We start from the raw sequence: 14,491 nt of genomic DNA, 5'->3' as shown, positions 1-14,491 counted from the left end.
AGGTGCCGCCTGCCGCTGTGTCAGCTGGTGGCGGGTCCCACCTCAAGCGTGGGCACGTAGCTCCCTGCCAACCGCTCGTAGATCACCAGTTGCGGATGAACCTGCGGATGATGAGCGCGGCCCAGCCCTACCGCCGCGGACAAGGGGATAGCAGGCAGAACGTGCAGCCGTTTCAGCGTCTTTGCTTCGGTCTCCAACCGTGCAAGGAAGTCTCGAAGCGTGTTCTCCAGGTGCTGCAGGGACGCATGCTGGCGCAGTATGTCCGGGCAGGTCGCCGCGCCGATTGGTCCGATCTCGTAGTGCCGCAAATCCGCGAGCTCCTGGGGGACCTCGGAAGTGCCGATCGACCCTGAAATATTCATGATCAACACGGCTTCGTCGCTGACCGGCCTAACCCCAGCCGCACGCACTGTGAACTCCGTGCCCGGGCCGGTCTCAGCCGGCCATACCCAGGACTGCTCGGGCCGATGACGCTGATAGACATCCGTCGGCACAGTGTCGTCCAGCCGAGACCCCAAGTACACCAGCAGTGGTAGGCGCGCGAACCCGAACACACTGACGTGCTGTACGGAGCCCCGCTCAACGCCCGGCCGCAGCCGATTCTTGATCACCCCATCGATGACCTGCACCGCCTGCCGGTAGTAGCTGCGGCTCGCGGCCGCTGCGGACAGAGCGTTCCCGGACGCCGTTTCCTCCTCTCCAGGCGTGTGCTGCAGATCGATCTCCACCCCGTGGCGGGAGTAGGACTCCAAGAACAGCGGAAATCGGTGCCGCGCTGTCACAGCCCTCGCGGCGGTCTGCTGCGAAAGCTCCACGGCCTTGCCGTGTACCGGCCCCACCATCCGCACCACCGTAGTGGCGCGGCTGGGACCCAGCCCGGTCACGTGCCTGATGCGGTCCTCATGCTTCTGCTTCAACTCACGTAGCCACGTTACGGTGAACACGTCCTGCGTCGCCTTGGCGTCGATCTCGGTGTGTTCCTGAGCGCACAGCAGCATCAGGTTGTCCGCCTCGTCCCGGAGCTCCTCGTCCAACGGATCCGCCCCCCGTGGTGATCGCTCATGCGTGCTCTGTCCGACGATGTGCGCAATCTCGCCCAGGCGCACTGTCCGCCCCGACATCGGGCCGTCCATCAGATAGGCATTGCACAGCACACAGCGGCCCCCACTACGAACCCACACCTCCATGGCCACCTGATGCGCAGACCGGCCCCCTTTGCGAGCCCTGCCGCGCCCGTTTATCGCTGCCACTTCGTTTGCCCTTGTCCTTTTTTGGATCCGACGCTAGGCCGTAATGCGGGCTGCCTGCTCCCGAAGATCTTGAGCTTCTGGGACGCCGTGGTACCTGCGGAGGCGCACGCGCAGGTCCTGGAGGGCGGCCTGGACCTTGACCGAGCGGATGCCGTCTGCGCAGTCGAGGAAGTCGCGCCAGGTGGCCATGGCTCCGTCGACGTCGCCTTGGCGTAGGCGGACGCCGCCGAGGTCGGCGAGGACGATGGCGCGGGTGCGGCGGCGGTCGAGGCCGTGGATGTCCAGGGCGAGGTGGAGGTGCTCCTCGGCGGCGTCGAGGTCGCCGAGGCGGGAGAGGATCATGCCGGACTCGTGGGCCCAGCGGCCGGGGGAGTAGTGCGCGGCCCAGGAGTCTCCGCCCGCGGCCGCCGGCTTGCCGATGGCCTTCTCGGACATGGCGAGGTGCTTGGTGGCCATGCGGCGGTCGTCGTCCTGGGCGGCGGCGTTGGCGAGGGTGGCCTCGTAGTAGGCGACGGCGCGCGGGTTGTCGAGGTTGCGGCCGTACTCCACGCAGGCTTCGCCGAGCTGGACGGCCTCGGCCCGGTAGCCGAGGTCTACGCACTGGACGGCCAGGCCTCGGAGTGCCGTGGCGGACAGCTCGGGGTCTCCGGCCTCGGCGGCCAGGCGGAAGGAGTGGGCGTAGTAGCGCTGGGCGAGGCCGCGAAGTTCGGGAGTGTCGCCTTCGTCCTGGGCCATCCAGCCGGCGAGGTGGACGAGCTGGGAGGTCGCGGCGAATAGGTCGCGTCTGGTGGCCTCGGTGAAGCGGCCTTCCAGCCAGGGGGCGACGTCCTGGGTGAGGTAGCGGACGGCCAGGTGGCGGGCGTGGCCTCCGCCGAGTTCGGAGGCCGAGTCGCCGAGGGACTTCACCATGTGGCGCACAGCGGCCACCTCGCCCTGGCCGACTCGGACGGCTCCGGGCGTAGCGGTCTTGGTCCGGCGGGTGATGCTGTCCATGTCGGGCAGGCCGAGTGCGGACAGCGCGTATCCGCTGGAGGCGAGGATGAACTCCCGACGTTCCACGTCGCTCCTTCCCAGGTGCAGGACTGATGCAACGGTATCTGCGTGGGGTGCCGCAGGCATGGGCTCCGGAAGGTTGATCGCCTCGGGGTCCAGCCCCAGCACCTGTGCGATGTAGGGCCACCAGTGGTCGGGAGTCCGCTCTCCCTCGATCCACCGCCGGGCGTGCTGGCGCTGTAGGCGCCTCGGATCACCGCTTTCCGCCAGGCCAAGGGCACGTGCCAACTCCGATGGGCCCCAGCCTCGTTCCTGGCATGCCTGCTTGATCAGATCCGCGACGGCCGGGTTCCTCGGCACCCCGTCACCCTCCCCACCTGGATTACGCGGGATTACGCAGGACTACATCGTGAGCCCTGTCCCGGGAGGGCGGACCGCCGTTGACTGAACATCACCCCGCAGATCTCCGATTGGCTCGAACAGTCACTGTTCAGGGCCTGTTGGAGCCTGCCCGGACCGGTGAGAGGAACTGATGGTGGGGATGACCGCTGACAGCGCATGGACCCGCACGAGCCCGCCTTCCCGAGTGGTCGGCGCCGCCCGGCACCCCGCCGTCCGGGAGGCGGGGCGGTGAGCCGGGCTCCGTTATCCGACCCGCTGGGGACGGTCCTGAGCTGGGTGTGGGCGCTCGGCACGGCTGCCGGACTCGCGGTGGTCGGAGTCATGGCCCAGGCCGAGTACGCGTCCGCGCAGACGCCGTTGGCGCATTCGACGCTCAGCGCCGACGACATCCCTCCGGCCGACAGCGCCGGATAGACCCTCCGGCCCTGGCCTGTTCTCCCCGGCCAGGGTCGGAGCCCAGCCGCTCTCCCGCCGGCACGCAGGCCCTTCGGACTGCCTCGTCGGCGTACGTGCTCCGCACCACCAGTGAAGGGAAGCCGATGTCCAGCCAGCACAGCAGCGACGCGCACCCCCTCCTCACGTCGGTCGCGTTCAGCGGTCCCGACAACACGGGGAAGACCAAGCAGATCGGAATCCTCGCCCGGCGTATGGGCCCGGCCGCCACGTCTGCAGGCCCGCTCGACCACTACAACCCGCGCTGGGCGACGATCAAGGCCGAGGGCATGGCCCGCTGGTGGTTCGAGACCGGCACGGTTCAGGAGGTCGCCGACGTCCTTGCCACCTCCTACTTGGAGCGTTCCCGGCACCCGTTCTCCGCGCCGGTACGCCTGTTGGACCGGGGCATCCCCATGCTGGAGGCATCCCTCGCCGCGACGGTCGCCGTACGGGAGGGCCTCGGCCCCGCCCAGGCCGCGGACCGTGCCCGGCTTCTGCTGGCCCCGTACGAGGCCGACCTGCGGGCCGCCGAGGAGGGCGAGTACGCCCTCGTCCTCCTGCACTGCGACGACCGCGAGGAAGGCACCCGCCGGAGCCTCGCCCACGAGGCGACCGTCACCGACACCTACACGGCCTACCAGCGCCATCTGCACGAGCAGGTCGGTCGGCTCGTCGCCGACGGTCACTTCCCGATGTCGATCCGCATCGGTGACCGGCCGACCATCGCCATCCAGGACGAAGTCCGCCAGCTCCTGGCGCCCCTGCATCCGAGCGTGCCCAGCCGGGCTCTGTCCGGCGTACACATCACCGCGCTGGGCGGCATGTCGGAGAGCGGCAAGAGCACGGCCGGCGAGTACCTGCGCACCCACCACGGTTACGCCCGCCTCAAGATCGGTCACCTCATCGAGGACGCGGCCAGCCGGGCGGGCATCTCCGACCCCTACCGGCTGGGCTCCGTCGTGCAGGCCGAGCTGGTCGTGGACGCGCTGGACCGCTACTGCCAAGCCCATCACTTCCTCGACTCCGTCACCATCGAGTCGCTGCACGACTTCGACTCGACCGTCGAACTCGCCCGGATGCTCGGATCCCAGCTCACCATCGCCTACCTCGACGCCTCCGAGACCACGCGCACACGGCGGAGCCTCGCCGGGGCCCAGGACGTCGCCGACCGCGACCTCGTCAAGAGCGCACGCGGCGCAGACAAGATCGCCTCCATCGCCCACGAGGTCATCGGCAACGACGGGCCGCGGCTGGAACTGGAACGTCGCCTGGACCGCATCGCCCTCGACCGCCGCTGGCCGGAGCACCAGCCCAGCACCATGCCGGTCAACGCGCTCGGACTCCCCGTGCACCTGGAGTCGTACCTGGCCGCCTTCCTCGACCGCACCACCGGCCCGCAGCCGCTGATCGACCTGCTGGCCGTCACCGGCAGTGGCGCCCGGGGAAAGTACCAGCACGGCTGGAGCGACCTCGACGTGTTCGTCGTCGCGGATGCTTCCTCCCTCGACGGGATGCGCCAGATCCTTGCGGAGCTGGAAGCCGAACTCGGCGGGGTGAAGCTCGGCCTGACCGTGCTGACCCGGGCCGAGTGCCGGGCCGGCGCCGTGACCTCCCGCCTCCTCCACGTCCTCGCGCTCATCGGCAGCGGAGCCTTGGTCCCGCTCTGGTCCGCCCCCGGCTTGACCCTGCCCGCGCCGGACGCCGCCATCGACGTCGACGTGAGCCTCCGCGACGGCATCCAGGCCGCCATCGAAATCCGGCGCCAGCTCCTCAGGGGGGCACCCGAACTCCGCGACCTCTACAAGGTCACCGCGCTGCTCGCGAAGATCCAGCTCCGCTTCAGCGGGATCGAGTGCTCCTCCGACGGTGACGCCCTCACGGTGCTCCTCGACGCCAAGCGGCATGACACGACCCTCGTCACCACCGCCCGCACCGAGCCCTGCGACGCCGAGACGCTCGCGGCCCTGGTCCTCCAGAGCTGGCTGGACACGCTCCCGGGGACGGCCCAGTGAGCGGGGGCGGCCGGTTGCCCCCGGCCCCAGCAGCCACCTTCCACAAGGCGGCGGCAAGCCGCGAGCAGGCCGCCATCGAGGTGAAGGGGTGGGCCCAGCTCGCTCCCCGCATCCCGGTTCCGGCCCTTCACCGGCAGGTCCTGCTGCCGGACAGGCAGCTCCTCGCCTACGAGGACGTCTTCGCCAGCGGCCGGTGCGAACTGCTGATGGGCGACGTCATCGCCTTGGCCGACCGGGACTCGGCCGTGCTGCCCCGCCTGAACCGCCTGGTGGACGGCGCCTGCGCCGACCTGCGGGCAGCGGCCGAGGAGACCGGGAAGCGCGTGCCGCTGGCCGACTGCGTACCGGACCTCTACCTCGACAGAATCCGGCCTGGCGGACGCCTCGACCGCTGGTACCTGCAACGGGACCTGCCCATCGCCCTGCCCCACACCGAGGTGGTCCTCACCCTCAGCGAGCTGGCCGGCCACACCGTCACGGCCAACGGGCGGGCGCTCACCCTGGACGTCGCCGCCGTTATCGACAGCGTTCGCCAGGTCCTGGCCCCGGACCGGCGCTGGCTGGCGGGCCTGACCCAGGGCGACCCGACCGAGCCCAACATCGCCGACCCGCTGTGCTGGCTCGACTTCGAGTTCGCCGGCCGCAACACCTCCGCGGGCGAAGCCGCGAACCTGCTCTGGTACCTGATGGCCCTGGGCGGCTGGCTCGTCCCCTGCTACCAGAACGACGTCTTCGCCCGCACCCTTCGCCTAGCCCTGCCGGCCCAGACCCGGCCGCACATCGACCACCTCGAACTCCACCAGAAGGCACGGCACATCGAGGTCCGGTACTCCTGGAACGTCGGCTCAGGCCGGCGAGCGGCCATCACCGGAGCCCAGTCCGGACTCTGCGGCAGTGACAACGGCGGCATAGGCATGGACGAACTCCATGCCTTCCTGGCCCTGCGCATCCTCGGCGTCATCCCACCCACCCGGCTGACCGGACACGACCTCCTGCTCGTCCTCATCAAGCTCGCCGAGAGCCAGGACCCCGCAACCAGCCTCGGCACGTTCTTCTCCACCGCACCGGATCCACAGCCCGGCCTCGTCGAACGGAGTCACGATGTCCCTGCCCCTGGTTGAAACCCCTCTCCAGGCCCGTCCCCTCCAGGGCCGCACCGCCCTCGTCACCGGCGGCGCCACCGGCATCGGCGCCGAGATCGGACGTGCCCTCGCCGCTGCCGGAGCCACGGTCGCCGTCAACCACTCCGGCCAGGACCGAGACGCCCACGCCCTCCTCGCCGCCTTCGAGCGCGACGGCAGCCCCGGCATCGCGGTGAACGCCGACCTGACCGACCCCACTGCCGTGCAGACCATGGCCGATCTCGTCCGCGCCGAGATCGGCCCCATCGACATCCTCGTGAACAACGCCGGCTCCTACCCCCGCGTCCCCTGGCAGGACACCGACGAAGCAGCCTGGAACTACTCCCTCGACGTCAACCTCACCGCCCACTACCGCACCTGCCACGCCCTGACCCCCGGCATGATCGAACGCCGTTGGGGCCGGATCGTGAACATCGGCAGCGTCAACGCCCGCGCCGGCCGCACCAACCTCGTCGCCTACAGCACCGCCAAGGCCGGCCTCCTGGGCCTGACTCGCTCCCTGGCCCGCGAGCTCGGCCCGTACGGCATCTGCGTCAACACTGTCCTGCCCGGCGCCATCGAGGTGGCAGCGGAATCCGCCATACCCGCCCATCACCGAGCCCGCCCGGAAGACCAGATCAACCGCCAGTGCGTTCCTCGCCGCGGACGCCCCGAAGACGTGGCGGCCCTGGTGGCGTTCCTTGTCGGCCCGTCCGCGTCGTTCATCACTGGGCAATCCGTCCACGTCGACGGCGGCTGGCTGTTGCACTGAGACTGCCAACAAGCAAGGAGACAGAGCGAAATGATCGAACGAGTCCGAGCCGTCCTCGTCACCGCGGACGACACGATGCTGGTCATCCGCCGCACCAAGCCTGGAGTCCCCGTGTACTGGGTGCTGCCCGGTGGCGGGGTCGAGGCGAGCGACGATTCCCGGGAGGCCGCCCTCCACCGGGAGATCCACGAGGAGATCGCGGGGAAGGCGGACGTCGTCCGCCTCCTCCACACGATGGAGTCCGACGACGAGCGCCAGCTCTTCTACCTTGCGCGCGTCGAGACGTGGAACTTCGCCGACCGAACCGGCCCCGAGTTCAGCGCCGAGGGCCGGGGTGAGTACGCGCTGAAGGAGATCCCGCTGACGGGGGAGGGGCTCGACCGCATCAACCTCAAGCCGGAGGAGATCGCCTACGTTCTACGCGGCGCTCTCGACACCGGGACCCTCAAGTTCACCCAGGTGTAGGCCTGGTCATACCGTCGGGGCCGGCGCTGGAGAGCGCCGGCCCCGACGGAATCCATGGGTCAGGCAGATTCGGTCAGGCGCGCGGCGATGGCACGTGCAGTGGGGCTCAGAGCGGCGAGGACTTCCCTCGCGTACGGGGTGCCCAGGCGGTCTGCCAGGCTCTCGATGTCGGGCCAGTGGGTCGCCAGCTCTTCGAGGACCTGCCGGGTGCGGTGGATGGCCTCTTGCCGCTGGGAGCGGCGTTCCTCCGCCAGCCGGTGCGCCTCGTGCCAGGTGAGTTCGCCTTGCTGGGCACGCTGGGTGAGCTGGGGAGCGGCGTCCCTGTCGGCCTGGAGCAGGGCGTCCACCGCTACGACGAGCGGGCGCAGTCGCGCGTCTTCGAGCCGCTGGTCGAGGACGCCGGTGGCCTCGTCGAGGCTGAGTAGGCCTTCGGAGACTTGCTCGGCGAGGTCGGGAGCGTGCTGACGCAGCTGCTCGTACCGGGCGTTCACCTCGGCAGCTTCTGCCTTGGCCCGCCGCACGGTCTCGTAGGCGGCGTCGAGCCGGACGGTACCGATGCGGACTTGTTCGGCGAGGTCGGGTGCGTGGTTCAGGACGGTGGTGGCGTTGGAGAGCCGGGTCAGGCTGATGGCGTGGAGCTTGGCTTGGCTGCGCAGGGAGTGTTCCGAAACGGAACAGGCCATCGCGAGGATCATCGCCCTTTGGCCCTTGCTGAGGTTCCGGCGCAAGGCGTTCGCGGAGAAGACCACGCGGGCGTGATCATTGCCGTCGTATGTGGTGAAGCGGGGTTGGATCCCCGCGAGCTCGCATGCGGCGAGACGGTTGCGACCGTCGAGGAGGAGGCCGTCAGGGGTGAGGAGGATGGGCTTGCGGAGGCCTTCGGCCCTGATGGACTCGGCGAGGTCGTGAAGCTCTTCCTCGTCCAGCATCGGGAAGACGGCAGTACAGGGGTGGATCTTCAGGATGGGCTCCTTGTCGGGGTGGGGTACGCGGATCAGCGCGTGGGGTGTTGGAGGGCGGGACGGGCTGCTCGTGCCGGAGGTGCCGTGGGGATGGGCAGGGTGCAGCGGCAGCTCGGCGAGGTGACGCAGCCTCCACACCAGGACTTCGCTGATGGATGTGACGGTGCCGAGTTCTCGCTGGCCTGTGGCCTTCGCGAGCAGGGCGCCGGGATCGTAGCCGTGGGCTTCGGTATCGGCGAGTGCCGGTCAGCACGGCTCGGCCAAGACCTGCTGGGAGTGTTCCGAGACTGAACGCCGAAGGGGTGGCGGTGTGCCGGTGGAGCACGGGCTGCGCGGGAGGCGTGGCGCGAGGACGCCCAAAGTGGTAGCTCCGTCTTCACCCCGGCCCAGGGCCGGACCGGCGTGGTCTTGGGCTGGCGCAGGCCCGTCTTCTCACACGGCTGTCGTGGGCGCGGGCGGGCGCGATCGGCGCGGATACGGCGGCTGCGGCGCTCGGACTGCGTCTCTTCCTGCTCTGGCTTCGATCCGCCCTCGGCCGAAGCCTCACGGACCTGCGCCCCCCGGTGCAGGTCCTCCCCGGCCCTCTCGGGGGCAGGATCGACGGAAGCTACGCTTCCGTCCCAACTTGCTCCGCTGTGGGCTGGGGTTGTGGATGCTTGCTGCTCACCGGGCAGATTAACGAGGTTGTCCTGGTCGTGCACGTGGCGTCCTTCTCTTGGGCAGGCACCGTTGGCTGTGCGGCGCGGTGGATGGTGTCGGGTTTGTGCGGTACGACTGGGTCCGTGGGGTCGTGACGGCTTGGGCGCGGTGGGTTCTGGGTCTCCGAGGTGTGCCAGCGATACGGCTGGTGTGGGGTTCAGGCGGCTGCCCCTTCGGAGGCTGGTCCCCGACGTGCTCCTGGGCTCCCGATTTGGTCCCCAACGGGTCCCCGGCGCCAACGGGGCCTCGGTCCCCAGCCGGTCCCCGGTCCCCCGCCCCCATCCCCGGTCCCGGTCCCGGTCCCGGTCCCCGAGCACGGTCCCCAACCGGTCCCCAAGCGCGGTCCCCCAACGTGTCCCCGGCCCTCGGTCCCGAGCACGGTCCGCAACTCGGGGTGTCTCCTGCTCGGTCCCGTTCCCGCGTCCCCGGTCCCCGGCCGTCAACGGGAACAGAAGTGGACGAGGCCTGGCTGCTTCGGTCTATGAGGCCGCCCACCAGCGGTCCCAAGGGCATCGCGGTCGATCGGGGACCAGGTTCGCACGTCTCAGGGGACCGGTCCCCGAGCCTGCAGCGGGGACCGAATCGATGGGGCCGCCCTGCGGGACCGAGCGCGAACTCTTGGGGCCGGGGGCGCTGCCGGTCCCTCTGCCTTGGGGAGAGCCCGACGTGCTGGCATGACCGGCCACCCGGGACCGGGGGCAGCCGCCGACCTTCCGTATGGTCCGGGACCATCCTGCGAGAGGCTGGTCCGCCCACAGCTGTTTTCGGGACGGCGGGCTCGGAGGCTCTGTCAGCTGGGACGGTCCGCGGGAATCGCGGAGTTTCCCGCTTGTCGCTCGCGGGGAAACGCCGCCAGCGGCGATCTAGCGCCCGAACGAGGCGCTTCGGTCTCCTCGCTTGAGGAGTGAACCGAAAGGCCGTTGGGTGCCCGACAGGGCCGCCCTGAAGGGCGATAGCGGCTAGTCGGCGTGGTGGATGTTCATAACTGTAGGTCCAAAACCCCGGTCGCCGAAAGGACGCAGCTTCCGGCCGGTCGCCGAATGCGTTGCTGATTCGGAGAGGGCGAGCGGCGCTGGCGCTTGGCGCCCCGTAAGGAATGATCCAGGATCCAAGATCCTAGATCCAGACGCCTCATCCTCGCGAGGGCTCGTCGAGCCCTCGTCGAATCCCTTCTGACCTGGTCTTTCTTTCTGTCCTGCTGGAAGGAGCGCCAGTGGCGGGCGAATGGCGCCCACCAGCACCGCACTTCGTCGGATGGGAGGGCCGGGAGTTCTGGGAGATCGGGCAATTGGGACGATCGAACCCTCGATGCATCCTCGCGAGCCCTCGGCGAGGGGATCGCGAATCGCTTCCATCGGCCGTGCGCTGCGCGGTATACCAGGCAATCCCCGGTCAGCCAAACCGGGGATTCTCCGGATCGTTGTGGGAGTTACCTCCGACTGCCTGTGGTGGAGCAGTCGGATTTTCTCTCCCTGCGTGCGCGCCCTCGTGCGCACGCCGAAAGGAACGTCCCCGTTGCACCGATCCCCGATATCCCCTGGCTTGGGGCGCCGAGCCGAGAGCGGCATCCGCACGGCGCCCGCCTCCCGTCGGCCCGGCGACAAGCTGACCGTCGACGAGCTCTGCTCCGAACTGCGCATCGCACGATCGACGTTCTACGACTGGCGCCAGAAGGGCCGCGCGCCGCGCTGCATACGGCTCCCCAACGGAGCCCTGCGCATCCGCCGCGGCGACCTGGAGAACTGGCTCGCCGACTGCGAGGACCACGCGTGACGCAACGGTCCTTCAAGGTCCGCATCTACGACATGGAGGTCTATAAGGGCAAGCGAGGCGCCACCTACACCGTCCGCTGGTCCGTGGACGGGAAGAGGCGAGGCGAGACCTACAAGACGCGCGCCCTCGCCGATTCCTTCCGTGCCTCTCTCCTCACTGCCGCGAACAACGGCGAGCCCTTCGATCACGGCACCGGACGGCCCGTGTCCCATGCCCCGCCGACGGCCGAGGTCAGCTGGTACGAGTTCGCGCTCCAATACGTCGACATGAAGTGGCCCCGCATTTCAGCGAACAACCGCAAGAGCACGGCGAAGGCCCTGACCAAAGTCACCCTTGTGCTCCTGCGTGCCGAGGTGCCGGACCAGTTCGATCCGGTCGAGGTCCGGACGGCGCTCCGGGAGTACGCCTTCAACAAAGGGCGCCGCGACCAGGCCCCACCGGAAGTGCGAACCATCCTGTCCTGGGTTCGGCGGAATTCCCTACCCATGTCCTCCTGGGAGGATGTCCAGCACGTCGACTGCGTCATGCAAGCGCTGAGCGCGCGCCTCGACGGCTCGCCGACCGCCGCCACTTCGGTCAACCGAGACCGGCGGATCATGAACGTCGTCATGAAGTACGCGATTCGCCAGAAGATTCTCCAGATCAACCCGCTGCCCAAGGGGAGGGAGGAGGGCGCTGCGCCCAAGGAGGCGGACGCCGTCGACAAGCGCTCCCTGCTCAACCCCGACCAGGTCGCCCGACTCCTCGTCTGGATCGGTGGGCGTCCCCGCACCGGATACCGGCTCCGCGCCTTCTTCGCCACCCTCTACTACGCGGGCCTGCGACCGGAGGAGGCCGTCGCCCTGCGCGTCGCCGATGCGACGCTGCCGGAAATGGGCTGGGGCGAACTGCTTGCTCATAGGGCGGAGCCCGAGGTTGGCAGTCAGTGGACGGACGACGGCAAGGTCCACGAGAGCCGTCAGCTGAAGGGCCGGGCCGTTGGCGATACCCGTCCGGTGCCCGCCCACCCGGCGCTCGCCGCGATCCTGCGCGAGCTCGTAGCGCGTGACGATCTCAAGCCCGGCGACCTCCTGTTCTCCGGGGAGAAGGGCGGGCTGCTCGCCGGATCCGTCTTCCGGCGCGTCTGGAGCAAGGCGCGGCAGGCCGTGCTCGACGAACACGAGTACGCCTCGCCCGTCGGCAAACGCGTGTACGACCTCCGGCACACCTGTCTGACGACCTGGCTGAACAATGGAGTTCCGCCGGCCCAGGTGGCCGCTTGGGCGGGCAACAGCGTCCCTGTCCTGCTCGCTACTTACGCTCGATGTGTGACCGGCCAGCTGGCCGATCTTCAGAAGCGCATCGAGGGCCCGCAGGAGCTGCCCGCCTTGGTCTCGCCGCCGGACCGGTCGGGGCGGAACTTCGGGAAGTTTTCGGGAAGAACAGCCGCCAGGAGCCGTCCGAAGCCGGTTTCAGTCGGACTGCCGCCGCCGACATCAGGGTCCCCGAGCGGGCTTACGTCACCGCAACGGCGCTCACGCTAAAGTGCCTCTGACCTGCGCGAAAGCCCTCCCCGGAGGGAGGGCTCGAGGTGGCGCGAAGAGAGTGCCCCCGGCAGGACTCGAACCTGCGGCCAAGTGCTTAGAAGGCACCTGCTCTATCCACTGAGCTACGGGGGCCGGAAGGTGGCCGTGGTGGGCCTGGAGCCCCTGGTGGGGGTGGGACTGCGGTCCGTGCCGGGTCAAGGATAGGGCTCCGGCCGCCTTGTCCCGGTTGCTTCACTCGCGGGCCACGATGTGGAGGTTCCGTGAAGCGGTCCCGATAATCGCAGGCAGGTGCGATTCTCGCATCGCTTTTGCGCCGCGGCGCCCTTGGTGTTGTGCACTCGTTATGCCTGCGCCCCACTCGTCCGTCGTGCCCAGAATGTCCCACTGGAGTCGCGGTCGGCGCGCAGAGGACGTATAAGCTTCAAAAATGGTCCTAAATTGGGCATTCTTCGCATGTGGTGACCTTGGATGTTCGGCCTCAGCTGCTCGATGCCCTGTCCGCCCTGCGCGACCGGGTCGCGTCCGTGCGTCTGCCGCTGCCCCTGCCCGGCGCCCCGCGCGCCCGCCAGACCAGAGCCGAGCTGCTCGCGCAGCTCGACGACTACCTCGTACCCCGGCTGAAGGCGCCCGAGGCGCCGATGCTCGCCGTCGTCGGCGGGTCCACCGGGGCCGGTAAGTCCACCCTCGTCAACTCCCTCGTGGGACGACAGGTCAGCGAAGCCGGGGTGCTGCGCCCGACCACGCGCACGCCGGTGCTCGTCTGCCATCCGGACGACCATCACTGGTTCGCCGGAATGCGCGTGTTGCCCGACCTGATGCGCGTCTGGGTGCCCCACGAAGAGGACGAGCCACCGGCCACGTCGCGGGCCCGGCCCCGCGACCGCGGCCACGGCCACACCCACGCCACCCGCGAGATGCGCATCGAGACCGTCACCAGCCTGCCCCGCGGACTCGCCATCCTCGACGCCCCCGACATCGACTCCCTCGTGGTCGAGAACCGGACGCTCGCCGCCGAACTCATCTGCGCCGCCGACGTCTGGGTGATGGTCACCACCGCCTCGCGGTACGCCGACGCCGTCCCCTGGCACCTGCTGCGCACCGCCAAGCAGTACAAGGCCACCCTCGTCACCGTCCTCGACCGGGTCCCGCACCAGGTGCTCGCCGAGGTGTCCCGGCAGTACGGGGCCCTGCTCACCAAGGCCGGGCTGGGCGACGTGCCGCGCTTCACCGTGCCGGAACTGCCCGAATCGGCCGGCGGGGGCGGGCTGCTGCCGGCCAGCGCCGTCGCCCCGCTGTACGCCTGGCTCGCCCACCACGCCCAGGACCCGGCCGCCCGGCAGTACGCCGTCGGGCGCACGGCGCTCGGCGCGCTGGACTCCCTCGGCCGGCGGATGCCGGAACTCGCCTCCGCCGTCGCCGCCCAGCACGCCGCCGCCGTACGGCTGACCTCGGCCGTCGAGGACGCGTACCGGCGCGAGGGCAAAAGGGTCCGCGGCCGCCTCGACCACGGCGCCGTACTGGCCGGGGACGCGCTGACCCGGTGGCGCGGCTACCCGCTCGACACGAGCGCCGACGAACTCCTCGACTCCCTCGCGGAGTCCCTCGCCGCACTGCTCCAGTGCGCCGTCGCCGCCGCCGACGAGCGGATCGCCGAGGCCTGGCGGCGCGAACCCGCCGCCGGCGCGGTGACCCTGCCCGCGCCCGACCGCGAAGCGGGGGAACGCATCGGCGTGGCCGTGCGGCGCTGGCGGCGCGAACTCGAGGAACTCGCCGAGGAGGAGGTCGCCAAGCTCGACAAGCAGCCCGCCCCCGACCCCGACGCCGTCGCGGCCCTGCTCGTCGCCGCCCTGCTCGGCGGCAGACGGGCCCGCCCCGCGGGGGAGAAGCTCGCCGAACGCATCGGCGCCCAGGCCGCCCTGCGGCTGCGTGACCGGGGCGGCGAGCTCGTCGGCGACCACCTCGACCAGGTGCTGCGCGCCGAGCGCGACCGCAGGCTCGCCCCGCTCGAAGCGCTCGAAGTGAGCCCGGAACCCCAGGCCGAGCTGATCGCCGCGCTGTCCGTACTGCAGAAGGAGAGGTGA

The 14,491-nt window shown here is 69.9% G+C and carries 11 protein-coding genes and 1 tRNA gene; 8 read left to right on the top strand and 4 right to left on the bottom strand.

All coding sequences use genetic code 11. The features are described 5' to 3' along the window. Positions 1–20 precede the first annotated feature (20 nt). Both ACFYP3_RS17835 and ACFYP3_RS17830 read right to left on the bottom strand, forming a co-directional pair. Positions 21–1,154, bottom strand: coding sequence for an SAVED domain-containing protein (locus tag ACFYP3_RS17835; RefSeq protein WP_388832953.1), 1,134 nt, complete (start codon positions 1,152–1,154; stop codon positions 21–23). A 129-nt stretch (positions 1,155–1,283) separates the two neighbouring features. Beyond that, positions 1,284–2,309 (bottom strand): tetratricopeptide repeat protein, encoded by a 1,026-nt coding sequence (locus ACFYP3_RS17830; protein ID WP_388832950.1) that lies wholly within the window; start codon positions 2,307–2,309, stop codon positions 1,284–1,286. 564 nt (positions 2,310–2,873) lie between these two features. Between ACFYP3_RS17830 and ACFYP3_RS17825 the strand changes: the two genes are divergently transcribed. The 5 genes from ACFYP3_RS17825 to ACFYP3_RS17805 all read left to right on the top strand — a co-directional run bounded on the left by ACFYP3_RS17825 (position 2,874) and on the right by ACFYP3_RS17805 (position 7,450). Further along, a complete protein-coding gene (locus ACFYP3_RS17825; RefSeq protein ID WP_388832947.1) occupies positions 2,874–3,059 on the top strand; it encodes a hypothetical protein in 186 nt (61 codons plus the stop codon). Between the two features lie 125 nt (positions 3,060–3,184). After that, on the top strand, positions 3,185–5,092 hold the full coding sequence (locus ACFYP3_RS17820) for a nucleotidyltransferase domain-containing protein (protein ID WP_388832944.1): 1,908 nt from the start codon (positions 3,185–3,187) through the stop codon (positions 5,090–5,092). Beyond that, on the top strand, positions 5,089–6,213 hold the full coding sequence (locus tag ACFYP3_RS17815; RefSeq protein ID WP_388832941.1) for a hypothetical protein: 1,125 nt from the start codon (positions 5,089–5,091) through the stop codon (positions 6,211–6,213). The genes ACFYP3_RS17820 and ACFYP3_RS17815 overlap by 4 nt, the downstream gene beginning before the upstream one ends. Further along, positions 6,194–6,985, top strand: coding sequence for an SDR family NAD(P)-dependent oxidoreductase (locus tag ACFYP3_RS17810; RefSeq protein ID WP_388832938.1), 792 nt, complete (start codon positions 6,194–6,196; stop codon positions 6,983–6,985). Before ACFYP3_RS17815 ends, ACFYP3_RS17810 begins: the two co-directional genes overlap by 20 nt. Positions 6,986–7,015: 30 nt before the next feature. Further along, positions 7,016–7,450, top strand: a complete 435-nt coding sequence (locus ACFYP3_RS17805; RefSeq protein WP_388832936.1) for an NUDIX domain-containing protein — start codon at positions 7,016–7,018, stop codon at positions 7,448–7,450. A gap of 59 nt (positions 7,451–7,509) precedes the next feature. On the opposite strand, the gene ACFYP3_RS17800 is transcribed toward ACFYP3_RS17805, so the two are convergent. Then, positions 7,510–8,550 carry a ParB N-terminal domain-containing protein gene (locus ACFYP3_RS17800; protein ID WP_388832933.1) on the bottom strand — a complete coding sequence of 347 codons (1,041 nt, stop codon included), beginning with the start codon at positions 8,548–8,550 and terminating at the stop codon, positions 7,510–7,512. 2,103 nt (positions 8,551–10,653) lie between these two features. Between ACFYP3_RS17800 and ACFYP3_RS17795 the strand changes: the two genes are divergently transcribed. Together ACFYP3_RS17795 and ACFYP3_RS17790 are read left to right on the top strand one after the other, a co-directional pair. After that, positions 10,654–10,884 (top strand): helix-turn-helix transcriptional regulator, encoded by a 231-nt coding sequence (locus ACFYP3_RS17795; RefSeq protein WP_388832930.1) that lies wholly within the window; start codon positions 10,654–10,656, stop codon positions 10,882–10,884. Next, positions 10,881–12,407, top strand: coding sequence for a tyrosine-type recombinase/integrase (locus tag ACFYP3_RS17790; protein ID WP_388832927.1), 1,527 nt, complete (start codon positions 10,881–10,883; stop codon positions 12,405–12,407). Before ACFYP3_RS17795 ends, ACFYP3_RS17790 begins: the two co-directional genes overlap by 4 nt. Positions 12,408–12,469: 62 nt before the next feature. On the opposite strand, the gene ACFYP3_RS17785 is transcribed toward ACFYP3_RS17790, so the two are convergent. After that, positions 12,470–12,542 (bottom strand) — tRNA-Arg (locus ACFYP3_RS17785). A 332-nt stretch (positions 12,543–12,874) separates the two neighbouring features. On the opposite strand from ACFYP3_RS17785, the gene ACFYP3_RS17780 reads away from it, so the two are divergent. Next, positions 12,875–14,491 (top strand): dynamin family protein, encoded by a 1,617-nt coding sequence (locus ACFYP3_RS17780; RefSeq protein ID WP_388832924.1) that lies wholly within the window; start codon positions 12,875–12,877, stop codon positions 14,489–14,491.

The organism is Streptomyces sp. NPDC005533 (assembly GCF_042871845.1).
Lineage (GTDB): Bacteria > Actinomycetota > Actinomycetes > Streptomycetales > Streptomycetaceae > Streptomyces.
This window is presented reverse-complemented; position numbering and strand designations above follow the sequence as displayed.

Bases quoted from the DNA above. Each gene is read 5' to 3' on its own strand.
- ACFYP3_RS17820 (WP_388832944.1), top strand. From the start codon at position 3,185: ATGTCCAGCCAGCACAGCAGCGACGCGCACCCCCTCCTCACGTCGGTC.
- ACFYP3_RS17810 (WP_388832938.1), top strand. From the start codon at position 6,194: ATGTCCCTGCCCCTGGTTGAAACCCCTCTCCAGGCCCGTCCCCTCCAG.
- ACFYP3_RS17805 (WP_388832936.1), top strand. From the start codon at position 7,016: ATGATCGAACGAGTCCGAGCCGTCCTCGTCACCGCGGACGACACGATG.